Genomic DNA, 19,231 nt, shown 5'->3' with positions numbered 1-19,231 from the left:
CTCCCGGCACTCGTTGGATACAACGCGTATCGTAATGCACTCTGTATCCGATTCACGATGTATCCTGTCCCACAGCCGGGTGAACCGGGCGCATACGAAAGAATGGCGAGATGACCGAGGAGCGGGGCGCCACCATGACCAGGCGCCGGGCGGACACCCGCCGACGGCTGATCGACGCGGCGTACGAGGCCTTCTCCGAACGCGGCATCCGGGACACCCCGGTCGAGCTGATCTGCGAGCGCGCCGGCTTCACCCGCGGCGCCTTCTACTCGAACTTCAGCTCGAAGGAAGACCTCTTCCTCGCCCTGTTCCAGGAAGAGACCGAGGTCCGGCTCAGGCGCTTCCGCGACGCCACGGAAAGCGTGCTCGGCGAGGTGGTCGTCCGCGCGGACGAAGACCTCTCCCCCACCCTCGGGCGCATCGCGGACCTGTTCATGGTCGCGCTCAGCGCGGACAAGAACTGGTACCTGCTGTGCGCGGAATTCCGCACCCAGGGCCTGCGGCAGCCGGAGATCCGCGACCGGATCGCCGCCGCGTTCCGGTACTTCCACGCCGAACTCGGCAAGGTCCTCGTCGGCGCGCTCGACCGGATGGGCCGGGAACTGACGATCTCGCCGGACGACGCGGTGCTCGTGCTGATCGCCCTCTACGAGCAGGGATTGCAGAACTACCTGCTGGACGGCAGCGAACTCCCCGCCGACGGCCGGTTCGTCAGCGAGCTGATCCCCAAGGTGATGGCCTCCCTCATCGTCCCCGCGCGAGCCTGAGGCACCGCACGCCGTTTCATCGGGATTTCATGGCTCCGACCTACGGTTCCGGCACGGATCCGCACCGGCGGACCGGAAGTCCCCCGAGGAGACGTGCATGAGCCCGGCGAGCCGGACCCCGTACAACATGGTGATGCCCCAGGACGACGCGCCGAGTCCCGGGGAACGGGACGGGCTCGTCGGACCGGGCTGGAGCTGGGCCTCGTTCTTCACGCCGTGGGCCGACGGCCGCCCGTCGCCCAGATACCGGTGGACGCTGTTCGACACCGCCGCCCACGCCGTCGAAGACCTCCGCCGCTGTCTCGACGACGGCAGCATCGGCAGGCGCGGCGCCCTGTGCGCGTCCGTCCTCCGAACGCGCGGGGCGCCGCGGGAACTGGTGCTGTGCGACGCCGCGGAATGGGCGTACGTCGTCCACGAAGTCCGCGCCGGGACGCACCTGGCCGACGCGGCCGACGCCTACTTCGCGCGCCGGCGCAGAGACATGACCGGACACCGCTTCACCATCATCAACGCCGGCGTACCGACTGTCTGGTGAGGTCCAGGCCTTCCAGCGCGAGGGTGCGCTGCACGGAATCGCCTTCGGGGCCGATGGTGGTGAGCACCCATTCGAAATGCTCCCGTGCGGCCACCGGATCGCCCGCGGCGAGATGCGTGCGGCCGAGCCGGTTGCGGATCTCGGACTCCATGCCGACGATGGTCTCCTCGGTGACCGCCGTCAGCGCCCGCCGCTGGAGTTCGAACGCCTTTTCGAGATTCCCGAGTTCCAGTTCCGCCGCGCCGAGCCGGGCCAGACCGGTCGCGGTCAGCAGGCCGTCGGTGGTCTCCTCCGCGAGTTCGACGGACCGCCGGAGGTCGAGCGCGGCCTCGGCGAACCTGCCGATTTCGAGGCGGACGGTGCCGCTGTGGCAAAGCACCCTCGCCAGCATCCCGGGGCTGCCGATCTCCTCGCCGAGGTCGCGGGCGCGGCCGAGATGGACGAGCGCGTCCTCGTGCTCGCCCCGCAGGTAGGCGAGGTAGCCGAGCGCGGACAGCGCCCGTTCGGCGAGCCAGCTGTCACCCACCTCGTCCGCCATGACCATCACCCGCCGCATCCCGGGGATCGCGAGGTCGTGGTGGCCCTCGATCAGGTCCGCCATGGTGAGCCCGCCCAGCGCCCGCGCCTCCACCCCGCGGTCGCCGGAGGCCTGGCCCGCCCGCAGCGCGTCGTCGAACCAGCCTCTCGCCCTGGCCAGCTGCCCTTGCATGGCGTAGGCGTAGCCGAGGCAGAACCGCAGCGAGGAGACCAGCCGCTCGTCCTCGGCCTGTTCGGCGAGCGGCAGCGCGATCTGCAGCGCGGTCCGGCTTTCGTGATACCGCTGCTGGCGTGCGAGGTAGTCGACCAGCCCCTCGGCGATCGAGCACGCGAGGTCGTCCAGCCCGGCTTCCGCCGCTCGGGCGACCACGTCGGGCAAGTCACCGACGGCGTCCAGCCAGGCGGACGCGTCCCGTTGCCCGGTGAACGACCCACCGGCGGCTTCGAGCGGGAACCGCGCGACGCCCCATTCGCTCGCCTGGCGAGCGGCACCGAGGTACAGCCCGTACACCCGTTTCCGCGCCGCGTCGGCGACGTCCTCGGGCATCTGCCCGGCAAGTCTCCTGGCGTAGACCGCCACCAGGTCGTGCAGCCGGTAACGGCCGCTCGCCGGTTCCTGCACGAGGCTCGCGTCGACGAGACTTTCCAGCCGTCGCTCGGCTTCGGCGGGCGAGCAGTCCAGCAGGGCGGCGACAGAGAGGCTGTCGAATTCGGGAGTCGGCGACAGGCCGAGCACGCCGAAAGCGTTCTGCTCGGCGGGCCTCAGCTGCTCGTACGACAGGCTCAGCGCCACCTCGACGCTGCGATCCTCCGCGGTCAGTTCGCCAAGCCGTCGCTCGTCGTCCGACATCCGGTCCACCAGATCCTTGAACGTCCACATCGGACGGTTCTGCAAGCGGGCACCCGCGATCCGCAGCGCGAGCGGCAGCCGCCCGCACAACCCGGCGAGCGCGCGCACGGCGAACCGCTCCCCCTCTGCCCTCGGCGCCCCCACGATCCGGCCGAGCAGCTTTTCCGCCGCTTCGAGACCCAGCGCGCCAAGGGAGACGCGGCGATCGGCGTCCAAACCGGACAGCCGGCGGCGGCTGGTGACCAGCACACGGCTCCCCGGTCCGGACGGCAGCAGTGGCCGCACCTGCCCGGCGGACTCGGCGTTGTCGAGCACCAGCAGCAACCGCAGGCTCGCGGTCGCAGCCCGCCACGACGCGGCCAGTTCGTCGAGATCGTCCGGCATGGCGATGTCTTCGACACCGACGGCGCGCAGCAACCGACGCAACGCGCGCTCCGGCGTCACGGGCTCGCGGCCTTCGGTGTAGCCGTGCAGATCCACGAACAACGCACCGTCCGGACAGGACTCGCGGAGCCGGTGGGCCGCGCACACCGCGAGCGTGGTCTTCCCGGCGCCGGGAACGCCGTCGACGGCGTCGACCGCGACAGCGTCCGGATCGCCGTCCTCGACCAGCAGCGCGAGTTCCCGGTCCCTGCCGACGAGTTCGCCGCCGCCGGCGGGCAGTTCGTTGCGGATCCGGCGCGGCGCCTCCCGGCGTTGCGTGACTCCGAGCAGCGCGTCGTCCCCGCGCAGCACCGCTTCCTGAACCTGCCGCAGTTCCTCGCCCGGCTCGACGCCGAGTTGCTCCACCAGCCTTTCGCGGACGTCGGTGAACACCTCCAGCGCCTCCGCCTGCCGCCCGCCGCCGTAGAGCGCGCGCATCAGCAGGGCGGCCAGCGGCTCGCTCGGCGGATCGGCCGAAACCAGGGCCGACAGCTCGCCGATCACCTCGTCGAACCGGCCGAGTTTCAGCTGTGCCCGCAGTTTCCGGCGTAACAGCAGAAGCCTGCGCTCCTCCAGCCGTCGCCGCTCGCCCTGGACGAACGCGCCGGGCAGCCCCGTCAGCGGCTCACCGTGGAACAGCCGGAGCGCGTCGGCGAAGGTGTTCACCGCGGCGACGAGATCACCCGCCTCCTCGGCGGCCGCCGCGACGACCGCGACCTCCTCCAGTCGCGCCACGTCCAGCCGCACGCCGCCGCTGGCGAACCGGTAGCCACCGCGGTCGGACACGATCACCGAATCACGGGGCTTCTCCCCGGAGGTGTCGAGGCAGTGCCGCAGCCGCCGGACGTACACCGGCAGCACATTCGACTCCGGCGGCTTTTCCCAGAGCCCGTCGGTGAGTTCGTAATGGCTGACGGTCACGTCCGGGCGCAGCAGCAACGCGGCCAGCACGGCCTGCTGCCGGACCGGACCGAGGTCCAGCCGTGTCTCCCCTTGCCAGGCCCGCAACGGGCCGAGTACCTCGAACCGAAGCCGCGAGTCGGACACGATCCCCCCATCGTCGATCATCAGCCCGGCACCACGATCCCGTGATCGAACGCGTAGACGATCGCCGCGGCCCTGTCCCGCAACTGGAGTTTGGTGAAGATCCGGCCGATATGGCTTTTCACGGTCACCTCCGAAATGACGAGTGTCGTGGCGATCTCCGCGTTGGTCAGCCCGCGGCCGATGGCGCGAAGCACGTCCTGCTCCCTCGGTGTCAGCAGATCGGGTGAAAGTCCGCCGCTGCCGTTCCCGGCGGCCTGCCGGTAGGCGGCGAGCACCCGGCCGGTGACCCCGGGGTCGAGCCAGGCGGCGCCCCCGGCGACCGCCCGCACGGCCCGGATCAGGTCTTCGGCGGGGGAATCCTTGAGGACGTAGCCCGCGGCCCCCGCCCGCAGCGCGTCGGCCAAGAGGTTGTCGTCGTCGAAAGTGGTCAGCGCGAGCACGGGCGGATGGCCGGCGGACCGCCGCAGCCGCCTGGTCGCCTCGACCCCGCCGACGTTCTTCATCCGCAGGTCCATCACGATGACGTCGACCTCGTGCGCGGCCAGCGCCGCGGGCACCTCCGAGCCGTCGCCGCATTCCCCCGCGATGACGAACCCGTCGCGACGCCGCAGGATGCGCCGGAGCCCGGACCGGACGAGCTCCTGATCGTCGACCAGCAGCACCTGGATCTCGGCGGCGGTCACGGCTTGGCTCCCGGCACGGTGACCTGCACGATCCACTGCCTGCCTTGCGGCCCGGCGCTGAGGTCGGCGCCGAGCTGGGCCGCGCGGACGGCCATCCCCGCCAGTCCCGAACCGTCTTCGGCCGGGCGCCGGGCGGCCCCGGAGAGGGTGTTGCTGACGATGAGCCGCACGTCCGACCGGCCGGCGTTCAGCCGGACCTCCGCGTTCGCGCCGGGGGCGTGCTTGACGACGTTGACCAGTGATTCCTGCACGATCCGGTAGAGACCCAATCCTTCCGAGGCGCCTACCCGGTCGAGGTCGCCTTCCTGTGTATAGCGCACGTCCAGTCCGGCGGACCGCGTGCGTTCCACCAGCGTCGCGATGTCCTCCACGCCCGGCAGCGGAGCGCTGCCCGAGGGGGTGTCGGCGAGCAGGCCGACCGTGCGGCGGATGTCGGCCATCGCGGCCCGTCCCACCTGCTCGGCCTCGGTGAGCGCTTCGATCGCCTCGTCGACGTCGCGGTCCTGCTGCAGCGCGCGCCTCGCCCCGGTCAGGTGCAGCAGTGTGATGCTGAGCGAATGGCCGACGACGTCGTGCACCTCGCGCGCGATCCGCTGCCGTTCGGCCAGCAGGGCCTTCTCCCGGGAGGCGTCCCGGTTGTCGCGTTCGGCGTCGAGGACCCTGGTGTACCAGCGGACCATGAGCCCGCCGCTGAGGCCGAGCAGGATCGCGACCATGTACACCGGCCCGCCGATCAGCCCGCCCCAGATCCCCGCCACGATCAGCACCAGCTCGGCTACGACGGTGACGACGACGATCCCCCACGTCGTCCGCAGGACACTCGCCGCTTCGGTCGCCGCGACCAGCAGCAGCAACGGTGCGAAATCCGGGAGCACGGGTTCGATGAGCAGGATCGAGGTGGCGGTGATCAGCGCCGCCATCCGCACCCACGGCATGATCCAGTCGGTGGCCACCCAGATCACCGACGGCGCGATCACGAGCAGACCGGCCAGCGCGATCGGTCCGGGCGGCAGCAGGGCGTCCCGCTGGATCAACGCGACCGTCGTGAACACGAAGCTCACCGCGCTGGCGCACAACGCTCCCCACCAGGGCAGGCTCAGTCCGGCCCGGGTGAGACTGACCTGCACCCGTGCCCGGAAACGGTCCCGCAAGATCGCCAGCACGCCTTAAGACTAGGAAGTGCCGCGAGGCGCGTCATCGTGCGGCGGTCGGCACCCGTCTCCGCCCACGGTAGGAGGCCGAGAGTGCGAGGCCGATGAAATCCGGATGAAAACGAAAAGCGCTCACTCCTGGCTGAGCGCCACCCACTTCAGTTTCTCCTGCTCCCGTTTCGGCAGGCCCGAGACGACGAGGTCGTAGGAGTCCTCGACCATCTCCCGGACGAAGTCGTCGGACAGCGAACCGTCCAGCTGGACGGTGTTCCAGTGCTGCTTGTTCATGTGGTAGCCGGGGATGATCGCCGGATGTCCGGCGCGCAGCCGGACCGCGACGTCGGGCTCGCATTTGAGGTTGATCCGCAGCGGTTTCGCCTTGAGCGGGGTGAGCGCGAACATCTTGCCCGCGACCTTGAACACGCTGGAGCTCTCGTCGAACGGGAACTCCTCACGGGCACCGGGGAAGCCGAGGCAGAGCTTCCGGAGAGCTGCAGGGGTCATGGCATTCAGCCTAGGCGGCCCCACCGACAGAAACCTGTCCTGTCGTGCGCATTGACCGGCCGTCGGTGATTCACTGACGATGAGTGGAGCCGACTGGGTGGAGGCGGAACAAATGCGTGTGAAGCATCTCGCGGTGGCGGGGATCCTGCTGCTGGGCGTCGTCCCCGGGGTCGCCGCGGCGACCCCGGAAAGTCAGAGCCAAGTCGAAAGCACGGCCACGAACGGCTGGGTGGGTACCTGGGCGGCGGCGCCCGCGGCCGGGGTCGCCGGGACCGACAACGGCTACCCGAACTTCTCGATCCGCAACATCGTGCACACCAGCGCCGGCGGGCACGAGGTACGCGTGCGGCTGTCCAACGCCTTCGGCCGGACGCCGGTGCTGTTCGGCAAGGTGACCGTCGCGGTCGCCGCCGGACCCGACACCGCGCAGGCCGTTCCCGGCACGATGCGCACGCTGACCTTCGGCGGCGACAGCCAGATCACCGTGCCACCGGGCGCCGACGCCCTCAGCGACGGCGCGGCGCTGGCCGTGCCGAGGGACGGCGATCTCCTGGTGACCACGTACACGCCGACACCGTCCGGCCCGGTCACCTACCACCCGCTGGCCATGCAGGACTCGTACTTCACCCGTGACGGCGACAAAGCGGCCGACGAGTCGGCGGCGGCGTTCCCGGAAAAGACCCAGGTCTGGCACTACGTGTCCGGAGTGGACGTCCGCGGCACGGGGCTGCGGGGCAGTGTCGTGGCGATCGGCGACTCGATCACCGACGGGGCGATCTCGACCTGGGGCGCGAACCTGCGCTGGCCCGATCAGCTCGCCGACAAGATCAGCACCCGGATGGGCGTGCTCAACGCCGGGATCAGCGGGAACCGGCTGCTGCTCGACGGCGGCGACTACGGCGTCAACGCGCTGGCCCGGCTCGACCGGGACGTGCTGAGCCAGTCCGGCGCGCGGACCGCGATCGTGTTCGAGGGCATCAACGACATCCAGCAGAAACCGCATCAGGCCGACCCGGCCAAGATCATCTCGGCGCTGAAGCAGATCGCCGTCCGGGCGCACGACCGCGGTCTTCGGGTGCTCGGCGCGACGATCACGCCGTGGAAGGGCTGGGTTTCGTACACGCCCCAGCTCGAGGAGACCAGGCAGGCGGTGAACCGGTTCATCCGGACCAACCGGCTCTTCGACGGCTACATCGACTTCGACGCGGTGATCCGCGATCCCGCCGATCCGCAGCGGATCAAACCGGAGTACGACTCCGGCGATCACCTCCACCCCGGGGACAAGGGCTTCACCGTCATGGCGGACGCCGTCCCGCTGCAGCGATTGAGGTAGCGATCAGGGGCTGCGCCAGGCGGTTTCGTGGGGCACGATGAGCTGATGGCGATCAGGAATGGCTAGCGGCGACAGCGGGATCCGGGAGACGGCGCGGTTGGTCCGGTTCGCCGAACACGAGGCGCGCGCGGACACGCTCCGGGCACAGCTCGCGGATCTCCGCGGCACGATCCGGCTGGCGAAGCGGACGTCGAACCTGTTCCGGGCGCGGACGGCGACCAGTACCCCTGGTCTGGACGTGTCGGAGTTCACGCAGGTGCTCGACGTCGATCCCTTGGCGCGCACGGCCGACGTCGAGGGCATGGTCACCTACGAGCAGCTGGTGGACGCGACCCTGCCCCACGGGTTGATGCCGCTGGTGGTCCCGCAGCTCAAGACGATCACGCTCGGCGGCGCGGTCACCGGCCTCGGCATCGAGTCCTCTTCGTTCCGCAACGGACTCGTGCACGAGTCGGTGCTGGAGATGGAATTGCTCACCGGCGACGGCCGGATCGTCGTCGCCCGGCCGGACAACGAGCACAGCGACCTGTTCCACGGCTTCCCGAACTCGTACGGGACCCTCGGCTACGCGCTGCGGCTGAAGATCGAGCTGGAGCCTGTCAAACCCTACGTGCGGCTCGACCACGTCCGGTACGAAGACACCGAGGAGTACTTCGCGGCGCTCGACGAGGCTTGCCGTAGCGGGTCGGCGGACTTCGTGGACGGAACGGTCTTCGGGCCGGGCGAGCAGTACCTGACGCTGGGCACGTTCACCTCCTCGGCGCCCGCGACCAGCGACTACACCTGGCTCGACATCTACTACAAGTCGATCCGCGAACGCGGTACGGACCACCTGAGCGTCCGGGACTACCTGTGGCGCTGGGACACGGACTGGTTCTGGTGCTCACGGGCGTTCGGCGTGCAGCACCGACTCCCCCGGCTGCTGCTGGGCAGGCGACTGCTGCGGTCTTCGGTCTACTGGAAAGCGGTGGCGCTGGACCGCCGGTTCGGGATCGCCGCGAAACTGCTCAAGCTGCGCGGGCTCCCGCCCGAAGAGACCGTCGTCCAGGACATCGAGGTGCCGCTTTCGCGGGCCGCGGAGTTCCTGGACTTCTTCCGCCGCGAGATCCCGATCAGCCCGGTGTGGATCTGCCCGCTGAAGCAGCGGCCGGGTGGCGTGAACTCGCCGCTGTACGAAATGGACCCCGAGACGCTGTACGTCAACTTCGGGTTCTGGTCCGCGGTACCGCTGGACCCCGGCGAGGAGCCGGATACGCACAATCGGCTGATCGAGGCCGAAGTGACCCGACTCGGCGGGCGGAAATCGCTGTATTCCGACAGTTTCTATGCCGAAGACGAGTTCTGGCGGCTGTACAACGGTGACGCCTACCGGAAACTGAAGACGGCCTACGACCCGGACGGCCGCTTGCTCGACCTGTACTCGAAATGTGTGCGGCGGCGGTGACCCGGGCAGGGAAGAGAGACGAGCATGGCTGAGACGACGACCGTCGGGAAGATCTTCGAGCGGTTGCTCGGCCCGAACGCCGAAGTGTCCATCACCGCCTACGACGGCAGCACGAGCGGTCCGGCGGACGCGCCGGTGTCGATCCGCGTACGGTCACCGCTGGCGCTGACGTACCTGATGTCGTCCCCTGGCGACCTCGGGCTGGCGCGCGCCTACGTCGCCGGGGCGCTCGATGTGGACGGCGATCTCTACTCGGCGTTGCGCGCGCTCGTGGCGCAGGTCGATCAGCTCAGCCCCGCGGACCGGGTGTGGCTGCTGCGCAAACTCGGCCCCACGCATCTGCGTCGCGTCGCGCCGCCCGCCGAGGAGCTGCCGAACCGCTTCAGGCGCACAGTCGACGGGTTGCGACACTCGAAAGCGCGTGACAGCAACGCGATTTCGAACCATTACGACGTCTCGAACCGGTTCTACGAACTGGTGCTCGGCCCGTCGATGGCCTACACGTGTGCCGCGTATCCGTCCGCCGACGCGTCGCTGGAGGAGGCACAGGAGCACAAGTTCGACCTGGTGTGCCGGAAGCTCGGCCTCCAGCCCGGGATGCGGCTGCTGGACGTCGGCTGCGGTTGGGGCGGGATGGTCGAGCACGCCGTCGCGCACTACGGCGTCGAGGCGCTGGGTGTCACCCTTTCGCGCGAGCAGGCGCAGTGGGCGCAGAAGGACATCGTGACCAAGGGGCTCGCGGACCGGGCCGAGGTGCGGCACCTCGACTACCGCGACGTCGTCGAAACGGACTTCGACGCGGTGTCGTCGATCGGGCTCACCGAGCACATCGGCGCGCGCAACCTGCCGTCGTACTTCCGTTTCCTCGCCGGGAAACTGAAGCCGCACGGGCGCCTGCTGAACCACTGCATCACCAACCCGGACACCTCGGTGGCGCATCGTTCGCGTGGGTTCATCGACCGGTACGTCTTCCCCGACGGTGAACTGGAGTCCGTCGGCGAGATCGCCACCGCGATGCACGACAGCGGGCTGGAGGTGCGGCACTCGGAGAACCTGCGCGAGCACTACGCCACCACCCTCGGCGCCTGGTGCGCCAACCTCGACGCGAACTGGGACGAGGCCGTCGCCGAAGCGGGCGCCGGACGGAGCCGGGTTTGGGCGCTGTACATGGCCGCGTGCCGTCTCGCCTTCGAGCGCCGGGAGATCGAACTGCACCAGGTGCTCGGGGTGAAGGTCGGCGAGGACGGTGACGCGGGAATGCCGCTACGGCCGGACTGGGGCGTTTAGCTTTCAGTGGCGGAAGGCTTCGGCGAGCCACCACGAGCCGCCGTCGTCGGCGATCTTGGCGTCGACGACGAGCGGCGCGGCGCGTGGTCCGCCGAGCCATTCCGTGACGGCGGCCAAGTCCTCGACCGACCGCACGGTGGCGCCGTCGCAGCCGAAACCGCGCCCGATCGCCGCGATGTCGGTGTCGGGGAACCGGACCGTGGTCATGTCCGCGGCGCCGAAGTGATGGATCTCGGCGCCGTACGCGGCGTCGTTGTAGACGATGACCACAAGTGGGATCCGCAGGCGGGCGGCGGTTTCCAGCTCGGAGACCGCCATGTGGAACCCGCCGTCACCGACGCCGAGCACCGGTAGCCGCTCCGGCTGGGCCAGCGCCGCGCCGATCGCCGTTCCGAGACCGAGCCCGATGCTCTGGAACGCCTGTGTGAAGCAGAAGCCGTTCTCGTCGGGGACGGACAGGTACGCGCTCGGGTAGCCCATGAAGTTGCCGGAGTCGATCGAGACCACGCGTTCGGCGGGCAGGATCTCGTCGAGACGGCGGCTGAGCGTGCGCGGATCAATTTTCCCGCCGCCGGATAGGTCGTTATACGGGACGTCGTTCCATCGGGTGTATGTGGGGACTTCGCGGCTCCTTCGGTGGCCATGCCTGTCGAGTTCCGCGCGGACGTCGTCGGCGGTGCTGGTGACGTCGCCGACGACACCGAGGGCGATCGGGCGGTGCGCGCCGAGCGCGGCCTGGTCGACGTCGACCTGGACCAGCCGGGCATCCGGGCCGAGGAGCGTGCCGTGCCGGGTGGTCCACATGTTCAGCGCGCAACCCCAGCCGATCACGAGGTCGGCATTGCTGATGAGCTCCGCCGTCCGTGGTGACGAAAAACCGCCCGAGATCCCGAGCGAGAAGGGATCGTCGTGGAAGAGGCCGTGTGCCACCGCCGAAGTCGCCAGTAGCGCGCCGGAGATCTCCGCGAGTTCCTTGAGAGGTGCGGCGCTCGCCCGCGCGCCGCGGCCGGCGATGAAAACCGGCCGCCGCGCTTCGGCGAGCAGGTCGGCCAGTTTCGCGACCGCCTCGGCGTTCGGCCGGATCGGCGCCGGACCGGGGACTTCCGGAACCGGGATCGCTTCGGGCGCTTCCTGGGCTTGGACGTCGAGCGGGAGGTTGAGCAGGACGGTCCGGCGTTGCTGCACGGCCGTCCGATAGGCGCGGACGGTGTCGGCGACCGCGGTCGGCGCGCTGTGGACGCGATCCGGCACGGCGCCGACGGCGGCCGCGAGCGCGTCCTGGCCGATCCGGAAGTTCGACAGCACCGACGACGCCGCTGTGTCACCGGCCAGGACGATCATCGGAGTCCGGCTCTTGGCCGCCTCGGTGATCCCGGTGAGCGCGTTGGTCAGCCCGCAACCCTGGTGGAGACTCAGCACCGACACGCGGCCGCTCATCCGCGCGTACGCGTCCGCCATGCTCGCCGCGCCGCCCTCGTGCCGCGCGGCGACGAACCGCACCCCGCCCGCCCGCAACCCGTTGGTGGCCTCGAAGTTACCGCTGCCGACGACCCCGAACGCGGCCCCCGCGCCGAGTTCCGCCAGTGTGCGGCCGACCAATTCCGCGACGTTCATACCCGCTCGACCAGCGCGTACACCCGGGCGGGACTGCCGGAACCCCCGACGATCGGCAGCGGACTGACGACCAGCAGGGAGCCGGTGGCCGGCAGGCTCGCCAGGTTCCGCAACTGGGTCAGCCCGTGTTTTCCCGCGCCCAGCAGGAGTTCGTGGCAAGGGAAGGCCGGCTCGAGGGCCAGCGCCTGTCCCGCGTCGGTGCCCACGGTCTCCACGCCGAACCCGGCGATCGGCGCCTCATCCGCCAGCCAGCGGGCACACTCCCCCGAGACACCCGGCGTATGCGGACCGCTCTCGTAGTTGTTGAGGAAGGCCTCCTGGTCGTGGGATCGAGCGTCCCATCCCGTGCGGTAGAGCAGCCAGCCACCGTCGGGCAGCGGCCCGTTCTCGCGCTCCCACTCACGGATGTCCTCCGTGGAGAGCAGGTAGTCCGGGTCTTCGGCCGCGCGGGCCGACGCGTCGAGCACCACGGCCGGGGCGACCAGCGTGCGCAACGGCACCTGGGAGACGTCGTGTCCGTCCTTTCCCGACACCCAGTGCACGGGGACGTCGAGGTGGGTCCCGGTGTGCTCGCCGGTGTGGATGTTGTTCCAGTACCAGCGCGGCCCGCGCTCGTCGTAGCGGCTGATCTCCTCCAGGCCGAACGGGATCGTGTTCGCGAACGGCTCCGGCAACTGGAGGATCGGCGTGCTCTCGCTCAGCGGGGCGGTGAGGTCGACGACCTCGATCGCGCCGTTGGTGATCGCGGTGTTCAGCTGGGCCAACAACGACATGCGTGCCTCCCGGAAGTGACTGCGGCGTCTCGGTCACCTTAGGCGGATGGTCCGACAGTCGAGCAAGCCGAGATTGTCGGACGTCGCTGCTACGTTGCGCCGCGGGTTCGGACGAAGTGAGGAGAACGTCAGTGGCAGAGGTGGCACTGCGGCCGGTCGGGGATTCCGACCTCGACGCCCTGTTCGACCAGATGCGTGACCCCGAATCGGTCCGGATGGCCGCGTTCATCGCCAGGGACCCCGACGATCGCGACGCGTTCGACGTCCACGTGGCGAAGTTGAGGGCTTCTCAAGACATCATCCTGCGTGCGGTGACCGTCGACGGGCATTTCCTTGGCACCGTCGGCAGTTTCTTCGTGGAAGGCGACGCTGAAGTCACTTACTGGATCGACCGTTCGGCTTGGGGGCGAGGGATCGCCAGCCGAGCGCTCGCGCTGCTCCTCGACATTGTTGAAGCGCGGCCCTTGTTCGCTCGCGCTGCCAGTGACAACGTTGGGTCGCTTCGGGTGCTTCAGAAGGCAGGTTTTGCGATCGTTGGAACTGAGGTCGCTTATGCGTCCGGTCGGGATGCTGAGATCGAAGAAACCATCCTGCGCCTGGGCTAGACAGGCGACGTGCCAGTTCGGAAGGCTGGCCGCTGCGTCACTGTCATCGCAGCGCTCGCCCGCTTTCGAGAGCATTCGCTCGATCGAAGGCACAACGAGCAGGTGATCTCGATGTCCGACCGCCGGAATATACCGACTATCGCGCCGGTCGCCACAGTAATGCGAAATGCATTCAAGAAGCCTTTTCATATTCGCACACTTGTTCGATTGTTGGTATTCTTGCGGGGTGTCCAGCCAGCGAATCCTCGAGCCGCCGCAGGAGTTGTGGCGTGCTGGTGCGCGGGAGCTCGCGCACGGTGTGGTCGAGCGTATGTCGGTGGCGCGTCAGGCTTTGGCCGAGGTCGGGCAGATTCTGGTGGAGATCGAGTCCCGGGGTCCGATGGAGTTGTTCGGGCATGGCTCGACGGCGGGCTGGTTCGCCGAGACCGCCCGGATCACTCCTAAGGAAGCACGCGACACCGTGGCACGGGCCGTGGCGGTGAACGAGGGCCGGAACCTGGACGGCACCCCCGTGCCCGCTTTCGCGCCCATCGCCGGTACCGCCGCGGCCGACGGCGAACTCGGCCATCAGCAACTGGACCCGATCCTCGCGGTACTGAAGAAGATGCCCGCCGGGGCCACCGGGGACGAGCGGTCAGGGGCGGAACAGATCCTGGTGGACCTGGCCCGCCACGCCGGTCCTCAGGAGATCACCAACGCCGGAGCGGATCTCCTGGCCCATCTCGACCCCGACGGCAACGAGCCGAAAGACGACGACCTGACACCACCGTCACGCGAAGTACACCTGCGGAAACGTGACGACGGGTGGTGGCGGCTCACCGGGCTGCTGGATCCGGAACTCGGGGCACGCGCGAACGCGCTGTTCGAGACCTGGGGACAACGAAGACCCATCGACGAAGACGGCAACCGCGACCCCCGCACCCCCGGCGAACGCAACGGGGACGCACTCTTCGACGCCATCCACTACGCCATGACCAACGACAAAGCCCCCACCCTGTCCGGGGACCGCACCACCATCGTCGTCACCATCCCGCTGGACACCTTGACGTCAGGACTGGGGATGGCGTGCGTGGACGGGGTCTCCCAGATCACCGCACGCCACGCCCGCATGCTCGCCTGCGACGCCAAGATCATCCCCGCCGTCCTCGGCTCCGAGAGCGAACCGCTCGACATCGGCCGCGCGGCCCGCACCGTCACCCCCGGACAACGACGGGCCCTGAACCTGCGAGACCGAGGCTGCGCCTTCCCAGGCTGCCATCGGAAACCCAAACACTGCGAAGCCCACCACGTTCTCCCGTGGGGCCACCTCGGCGACACCGACTTGAACAATCTCTGCCTCGTTTGCCGCTACCACCACCTGGTCATCCACGGACAATCCGGCTGGCAAGTCCACACGGCCGCCGACGGCAAACCCGAGTTCATCCCACCGCAATACCTGGACCCGCTGCAGAAGCCGCGCCACAACCATCGCTGACCCCGACGAGCCCGCCACCACCACCGGCGACGGGCCCCTCGGCATGCCCACGTTCAGTTGAACCAGGTCCCGAACATCGAACTCTGCGACCGGCCCGCCAGCCGCTCCCCGAGATCGACCGCCTGCGCCTCGGTGAGCAGGCAGATGTAGTCGGTGACGGCCCGAGCACACCGAGCCTCCTTGTTCCTCTCGGATATTCCCTCAGCCGTGTGATCATGCGTGATATCGCGATAGATCCCCCTCAGCTGAATGGGGATCTTCGGACTGCTCGGCGACTTCTCCAGACACGCGAGCAACCGATCGAAGAGCGAGCCGATGATCCTCTTCTGGCCTTCCTGGTGGATCGCCAGCGGCGGTCTGTCGATCACGTAGAACCACGTGAGTTCCTTCAGCGCGGCGACCCGGTACTGGCTGCTTTGTTCGACCTCGACATAGGGCGGTTCGCCGAGAAGCCGGACCGCCTTCACGAACCGGGTGAGATGGCCGCTGCCGATCTTGTTCATCTGCACTCGGTTCTTACGGGTCTCCCAGCACTGGGAGTGCAGGCGTCCGCCGAACTCGGCGATGATCGTGTCGAGCTCGTTCCGAAAGCGGAACTCGTCGAATCCCTTGTGTTCCTTCAACCGACTGAGGCCGTGCTTGACTATTCGTTCCTTGTCCACCGACAAACCATGCAAAGGGATCAGTCCGGCGCGGAAGTAGTCCTCGAGGTCATGGGTCGCGTAGCTGATATCGTCGGCCCAGTCCATCAAGACCGCGTTCGCGGATCTCAAGTCCCCGCGGCTGCCTTCCCGCGCCCAATCGAAATCCACTTTTTCGGTCTGGTACGCACCCCATTTGTCGCCGTAGCCACGGTCGGTCCACAAAGCCGTCGGCTTGGCCGAATCACGCGGCTTGAGGCGCGGATACTTGAGGATCGCGTTCAGCGTCGCCTGGGTCAGGTTGAGACCCGCGTGCTCCGTCTTTCGCCGGGCGAGTTTCGTCACCACTCGGAAGGACTGCGCGTTCCCCTCGAAACCTTCCAGCCCGTCGACCTGGGCCAGCCGCTGGTCCAGGACCTCCTCGGCGATGTGGCCGAACGGCGGGTGTCCGATGTCGTGCACGAGTCCCGCCGTCTCGACGACGTCCTCGTTCAGATCCGATCCCTCCGGAAAGCCCGACTCCGCGAGACTCGCTTGATAGCGCAGGTGCTGCACGAGTCTTCGGCCCATCTGCGCGACCTTCAGACTGTGCGTGAGCCGGTTGTGCAACACCAACTGCTCATTGACCGCGGCGACCTGGGCCACTCCGGCGAGCCGCCGGAACGCGGACGAATAGAGAACCCGGTCCCGATCCCGCTGATAGTCGTCCCGATACGCCGTGTCCTGTTCCCTCACCGGATGGCGTCGAGCCTTTCCGAACGTCCCCTCCGACATGGTCGCCTCCTCTTCTTAGCTCCTGGAGCCTTGAAAAGGAGGCGCGGAACGGCTTGGAACCGTTAACGTCCATATCGGAGGGGCCGCGTCATCGGTACTGGTTCGCGACCGAACCGCAACCCGGATCAGTCCACCATCACCAGGTCCAGGCCCTGCAGCCGGTCGCGGTCCGCGATGACGTCGATCTCGGTGATCTTCCCGTCGGCGACCGTGAAAGCGAGCACCACCGAAGGCCGTCCTTCGTCGGCCATCACGAGGCCGACGCCGCCGTTCACGAGCGCGAGCTGCGTGACGGCCGCCCGCACCGACGCGGCCGCCGCACCCCGAGCCACCATGGCGGCGCCCTGCAGGAAGACCGGCGTGCGCGAGGGCCCTGCCGCCTTGTCTGCGCGGAGGACGACGTCGGGGTGGAGCAGTTCGAGGAGCGCTTCGAAGTCCCCGCCGCGGGCGGCGGCCAGGTACGCGTCGACGACCTGGCGCCGTCGCGCGAGGTCCGGTTCGGCGGCGGCGGAACGGCCCTGGACGCGGCGCCGGGCGCGGCTCGCGAGTTGCCTCGCGGCGGCCGGGGTGCGGTCGATCAGCGGGGCGATCTCGTCGAAGGGCACCGCGAACATGTCGTGCAGGACGAACGCGAGCCGTTCCGCGGGGGCCAGCGTTTCCAGGACCACCAGCATCGCGAGCCCGACCGAGTCGGCCAGCACCGCGTCGCCGGCGGGATCGACCGAGGAGTCGGCGGGCTCGGACGATGCTTCGTCGAGCGGTTCTTCCCGCCGATGATCGCGCGAGCGCAACACGTTCAGGCACACCCGCGCCATCACGGTGGTCAGCCAGCCGCCGAGGTTCTCGATCTCCGCCGCATCGGTCCGGTTGAGCCGCAGCCACGTGTCCTGGACGGCGTCTTCGGCCTCACTGGCCGAGCCCAGCATCCGGTACGCCACCGCCCGCAGCCTGACACGGTGTTCCTCGAAAAGTTCCGTCAGCCGATCCACCGCACTCCTCGTTCCCGCAGAACCCCGCTCACATTTAACAACCAGCGAGATCGTCGGTGAACCGCACGCCCGAAGACCGGTAGGCAGCGGCCCGTTCGGCGGCCACCGCCGGCGTGAGGACCTCGTTCTTCGCGTAGTAGACCCAGTCCACCTGTTCGAGGTACGTGCTGGTGCCGCCGGAGTGCTGCGTGAGGTCGATGAACCACTGGTTCACGTTCAGGGACATGTCCTGCCGCGGGTACACGTCGAACGGCCCGCCGCGGTCGTGGTCGGCCACCAGGGCACCGTCGATGTAGTACCGCACGTGACCGTCGGACACGGTCGCCGCCACGGAGTGCCAGCCGTCGATGCTGCGGCGTTGACTGTCGCTCTTGTTCTCGGCGTACCACGGGTCCGGTGTGTAGGTGTGCCAGCTGGTCTGGAAGTTGACCGGTCCCGCCTCGCCCCAGCCACCGTTGGGCAGGTACTCGGAGAAGTCCAGCTCGCTGTAGATCGGGTCGTTGTCGTAGCGGAGCGGGCTGATCGTGAAGAACGTCTGGTTGATCCGGTCGCCGTCGGGGCCGGACGCCGGCGCGTCGGAGAAGCGGATCCGCGCCGCGTAGGTCCCTTCGAAGAACCGCCGGTCGGGCTGCATGATCTCGGTCTGTGTCGTGCCCGCGGGCGTGCCGTCGGTGCTGGAGGCGAGCTGCAGCACCTTGTCCCCATCGGACGTCGGGAACGTGATGCCTTCCGGGGCCCATCGCGCACCACCGACGCCGGGGCCACCGGCACCGGAACGCACCTGCCAGCCGTGCTGGGCGAGGAGCCCGTCGGTGTGCGAGGTGTAGTGGAAATCGTCGAACAACGCCCCGCAGGCGGCCGCTCCGGCCGTGGTACCCGGCGCCAGCCCGAGTGCGGCCACCGACAAGGCGGCGACGGCGACAAATCGGAGCTTCCCTGAGTTCGACATCGTTGTCTCCTTTACCACTGGTCAGCTTCTCTCAAGGTCTCTGGACAAAGTGGTAAAGTCAATAGGTCTAGACAACTTGTCCACCAGCCAATTCCCCGCGACCACTGGGTAGGCTGTGGTCGTGCGGCGAACAGAGGTCAAGGAACGGCTACGTCAGCTCATCGCGCGGCGGCAACCGGGTGAGGTCCTGCCTTCCGAACGCGCGCTGAGCACAGAAATCGGCGTCTCGCGCCCCACGCTGCGGGCCGCGATCGACGAGCTGGAGCGTGACGGTCTCGTGGTCCGCGAGCACGGCCGGGGCACGTTCACCGCGCCGCGCAAGATCTCCCAGGATCTCGTGTCCGCCACCGGCGGCGAGCAGTTCGCCCCGCCCGCCGAGGGCCACTGGAGCAGCCGGGTGATCGACTTCTCCGTCACCCCGGCGGGTGCCCGGCTCGGCAAACGGCTCGAGGTCTCCCCCGGCCACGCTCTGGTGGCCGTCACGCGGGTGCGCGTCGTCGAAGAGGCGACGATGGCGATCGAGCGGATCCGGGTCCCGCGGGTCCTCGTGCCGGACATCACGTCCGCCGGCTTCGAATCCGGCTCATTCTACGAACTGCTCCGCACGCGGTATGAGGTCGTTCCCGCGACGGCCGTGCAGGTCATCGAGCCCACCGTCACCGACGCGGACGAGTCCGGTCTGCTCGGTGTCCCGCTGCACTCCCCCGCGCTGCTGTTCGAGCGCACCACCCGCGACGCCGCCGACCGGGTGATCGAGTACACCCGCTCGATCTACCGGGGCGACCGCTACCGGATCACCTCGCACCTGAAGTTCGACCACACCTCCGGCTGACTCCGGCGTGCCGGGT

At 68.8% G+C, this 19,231-nt stretch carries 17 protein-coding genes; 8 read left to right on the top strand and 9 right to left on the bottom strand.

What is annotated here, in order from left to right:
- Positions 1 to 110: 110 nt before the first annotated feature.
- Together ACZ6YV_RS13405 and ACZ6YV_RS13400 are read left to right on the top strand one after the other, a co-directional pair.
- Positions 111 to 767, top strand: a complete 657-nt coding sequence (locus tag ACZ6YV_RS13405) for a TetR/AcrR family transcriptional regulator (RefSeq protein WP_465509829.1) — start codon at positions 111 to 113, stop codon at positions 765 to 767.
- Between the two features lie 97 nt (positions 768 to 864).
- A complete protein-coding gene (locus tag ACZ6YV_RS13400) occupies positions 865 to 1,305 on the top strand; it encodes a hypothetical protein (RefSeq protein WP_465509828.1) in 441 nt (146 codons plus the stop codon).
- Here the strand turns inward: ACZ6YV_RS13400 and ACZ6YV_RS13395 are convergent.
- From ACZ6YV_RS13395 to ACZ6YV_RS13380, 4 genes are all read right to left on the bottom strand, one after another.
- The gene (locus ACZ6YV_RS13395; RefSeq protein ID WP_465509827.1) at positions 1,277 to 4,183 is read right to left on the bottom strand and encodes an AfsR/SARP family transcriptional regulator; all 2,907 of its coding nucleotides are present in this window, start codon (positions 4,181 to 4,183) and stop codon (positions 1,277 to 1,279) included. The two genes, ACZ6YV_RS13400 and ACZ6YV_RS13395, sit on opposite strands and share 29 nt — an antisense overlap.
- A complete protein-coding gene (locus tag ACZ6YV_RS13390) occupies positions 4,183 to 4,845 on the bottom strand; it encodes a response regulator transcription factor (protein WP_465509826.1) in 663 nt (220 codons plus the stop codon). Before ACZ6YV_RS13390 ends, ACZ6YV_RS13395 begins: the two co-directional genes overlap by 1 nt.
- Complete coding sequence (locus ACZ6YV_RS13385) at positions 4,842 to 6,008, bottom strand: sensor histidine kinase (protein ID WP_465509825.1); 1,167 nt, start codon at positions 6,006 to 6,008, stop codon at positions 4,842 to 4,844. Before ACZ6YV_RS13385 ends, ACZ6YV_RS13390 begins: the two co-directional genes overlap by 4 nt.
- Positions 6,009 to 6,128: 120 nt before the next feature.
- Positions 6,129 to 6,500 (bottom strand): MmcQ/YjbR family DNA-binding protein, encoded by a 372-nt coding sequence (locus tag ACZ6YV_RS13380; protein WP_465509824.1) that lies wholly within the window; start codon positions 6,498 to 6,500, stop codon positions 6,129 to 6,131.
- 112 nt (positions 6,501 to 6,612) lie between these two features.
- On the opposite strand from ACZ6YV_RS13380, the gene ACZ6YV_RS13375 reads away from it, so the two are divergent.
- From ACZ6YV_RS13375 to ACZ6YV_RS13365, 3 genes are read left to right on the top strand one after another with little or no spacing between them, the layout of a single operon-like run.
- Positions 6,613 to 7,833, top strand: coding sequence for an SGNH/GDSL hydrolase family protein (locus tag ACZ6YV_RS13375; RefSeq protein ID WP_465509823.1), 1,221 nt, complete (start codon positions 6,613 to 6,615; stop codon positions 7,831 to 7,833).
- A gap of 58 nt (positions 7,834 to 7,891) precedes the next feature.
- Positions 7,892 to 9,277 (top strand): FAD-binding oxidoreductase, encoded by a 1,386-nt coding sequence (locus ACZ6YV_RS13370; protein ID WP_465509822.1) that lies wholly within the window; start codon positions 7,892 to 7,894, stop codon positions 9,275 to 9,277.
- 24 nt (positions 9,278 to 9,301) lie between these two features.
- Positions 9,302 to 10,564 carry a class I SAM-dependent methyltransferase gene (locus ACZ6YV_RS13365; RefSeq protein WP_465509821.1) on the top strand — a complete coding sequence of 421 codons (1,263 nt, stop codon included), beginning with the start codon at positions 9,302 to 9,304 and terminating at the stop codon, positions 10,562 to 10,564.
- 3 nt (positions 10,565 to 10,567) lie between these two features.
- On the opposite strand, the gene ACZ6YV_RS13360 is transcribed toward ACZ6YV_RS13365, so the two are convergent.
- Complete coding sequence (locus tag ACZ6YV_RS13360) at positions 10,568 to 12,178, bottom strand: thiamine pyrophosphate-binding protein (RefSeq protein ID WP_465509820.1); 1,611 nt, start codon at positions 12,176 to 12,178, stop codon at positions 10,568 to 10,570.
- A complete protein-coding gene (locus ACZ6YV_RS13355) occupies positions 12,175 to 12,951 on the bottom strand; it encodes a cyclase family protein (RefSeq protein ID WP_465509819.1) in 777 nt (258 codons plus the stop codon). Before ACZ6YV_RS13355 ends, ACZ6YV_RS13360 begins: the two co-directional genes overlap by 4 nt.
- 131 nt (positions 12,952 to 13,082) lie before the next feature.
- Between ACZ6YV_RS13355 and ACZ6YV_RS13350 the strand changes: the two genes are divergently transcribed.
- Positions 13,083 to 13,556 carry a GNAT family N-acetyltransferase gene (locus tag ACZ6YV_RS13350; RefSeq protein ID WP_465509818.1) on the top strand — a complete coding sequence of 158 codons (474 nt, stop codon included), beginning with the start codon at positions 13,083 to 13,085 and terminating at the stop codon, positions 13,554 to 13,556.
- A 226-nt stretch (positions 13,557 to 13,782) separates the two neighbouring features.
- Positions 13,783 to 15,030, top strand: coding sequence for an HNH endonuclease signature motif containing protein (locus ACZ6YV_RS13345; protein WP_465509817.1), 1,248 nt, complete (start codon positions 13,783 to 13,785; stop codon positions 15,028 to 15,030).
- Positions 15,031 to 15,083: 53 nt separating this feature from the next.
- Here the strand turns inward: ACZ6YV_RS13345 and ACZ6YV_RS13340 are convergent, their stop codons facing one another.
- The 3 genes from ACZ6YV_RS13340 to ACZ6YV_RS13330 all read right to left on the bottom strand — a co-directional run bounded on the left by ACZ6YV_RS13340 (position 15,084) and on the right by ACZ6YV_RS13330 (position 18,383).
- Positions 15,084 to 16,445, bottom strand: a complete 1,362-nt coding sequence (locus tag ACZ6YV_RS13340; protein ID WP_465509816.1) for a deoxyguanosinetriphosphate triphosphohydrolase family protein — start codon at positions 16,443 to 16,445, stop codon at positions 15,084 to 15,086.
- Between the two features lie 125 nt (positions 16,446 to 16,570).
- Entirely contained in the window at positions 16,571 to 17,434 is an 864-nt protein-coding gene (locus tag ACZ6YV_RS13335; protein ID WP_465509815.1) for a sigma-70 family RNA polymerase sigma factor, read from the bottom strand.
- Between the two features lie 34 nt (positions 17,435 to 17,468).
- Positions 17,469 to 18,383, bottom strand: coding sequence for a glycoside hydrolase family 16 protein (locus ACZ6YV_RS13330; protein ID WP_465509814.1), 915 nt, complete (start codon positions 18,381 to 18,383; stop codon positions 17,469 to 17,471).
- 121 nt (positions 18,384 to 18,504) lie between these two features.
- Here ACZ6YV_RS13330 and ACZ6YV_RS13325 point away from each other — a divergent pair, with 121 nt between their 5' ends.
- Positions 18,505 to 19,215: a GntR family transcriptional regulator gene (locus ACZ6YV_RS13325; protein ID WP_465509813.1), complete on the top strand. Its 711-nt coding sequence runs from the start codon at positions 18,505 to 18,507 to the stop codon at positions 19,213 to 19,215.
- The last annotated feature ends 16 nt before the right edge of the window (positions 19,216 to 19,231 follow it).

It is taken from the genome of Amycolatopsis sp. NPDC102522 (assembly GCF_055584485.1).
This window is presented reverse-complemented; position numbering and strand designations above follow the sequence as displayed.

What these genes read in the sequence shown, in the direction of transcription:
- ACZ6YV_RS13405 (WP_465509829.1), top strand. Translation starts at nt 111, where the DNA reads ATGACCGAGGAGCGGGGCGCCACCATGACCAGGCGCCGGGCGGACACC.
- ACZ6YV_RS13400 (WP_465509828.1), top strand. Translation starts at nt 865, where the DNA reads ATGAGCCCGGCGAGCCGGACCCCGTACAACATGGTGATGCCCCAGGAC.
- ACZ6YV_RS13395 (WP_465509827.1), bottom strand. Translation starts at nt 4,183, where the DNA reads ATGATCGACGATGGGGGGATCGTGTCCGACTCGCGGCTTCGGTTCGAG.
- ACZ6YV_RS13380 (WP_465509824.1), bottom strand. Translation starts at nt 6,500, where the DNA reads ATGACCCCTGCAGCTCTCCGGAAGCTCTGCCTCGGCTTCCCCGGTGCC.
- ACZ6YV_RS13375 (WP_465509823.1), top strand. Translation starts at nt 6,613, where the DNA reads ATGCGTGTGAAGCATCTCGCGGTGGCGGGGATCCTGCTGCTGGGCGTC.
- ACZ6YV_RS13370 (WP_465509822.1), top strand. Translation starts at nt 7,892, where the DNA reads ATGGCTAGCGGCGACAGCGGGATCCGGGAGACGGCGCGGTTGGTCCGG.
- ACZ6YV_RS13365 (WP_465509821.1), top strand. Translation starts at nt 9,302, where the DNA reads ATGGCTGAGACGACGACCGTCGGGAAGATCTTCGAGCGGTTGCTCGGC.
- ACZ6YV_RS13360 (WP_465509820.1), bottom strand. Translation starts at nt 12,178, where the DNA reads ATGAACGTCGCGGAATTGGTCGGCCGCACACTGGCGGAACTCGGCGCG.
- ACZ6YV_RS13355 (WP_465509819.1), bottom strand. Translation starts at nt 12,951, where the DNA reads ATGTCGTTGTTGGCCCAGCTGAACACCGCGATCACCAACGGCGCGATC.
- ACZ6YV_RS13340 (WP_465509816.1), bottom strand. Translation starts at nt 16,445, where the DNA reads ATGTCGGAGGGGACGTTCGGAAAGGCTCGACGCCATCCGGTGAGGGAA.
- ACZ6YV_RS13330 (WP_465509814.1), bottom strand. Translation starts at nt 18,383, where the DNA reads ATGTCGAACTCAGGGAAGCTCCGATTTGTCGCCGTCGCCGCCTTGTCG.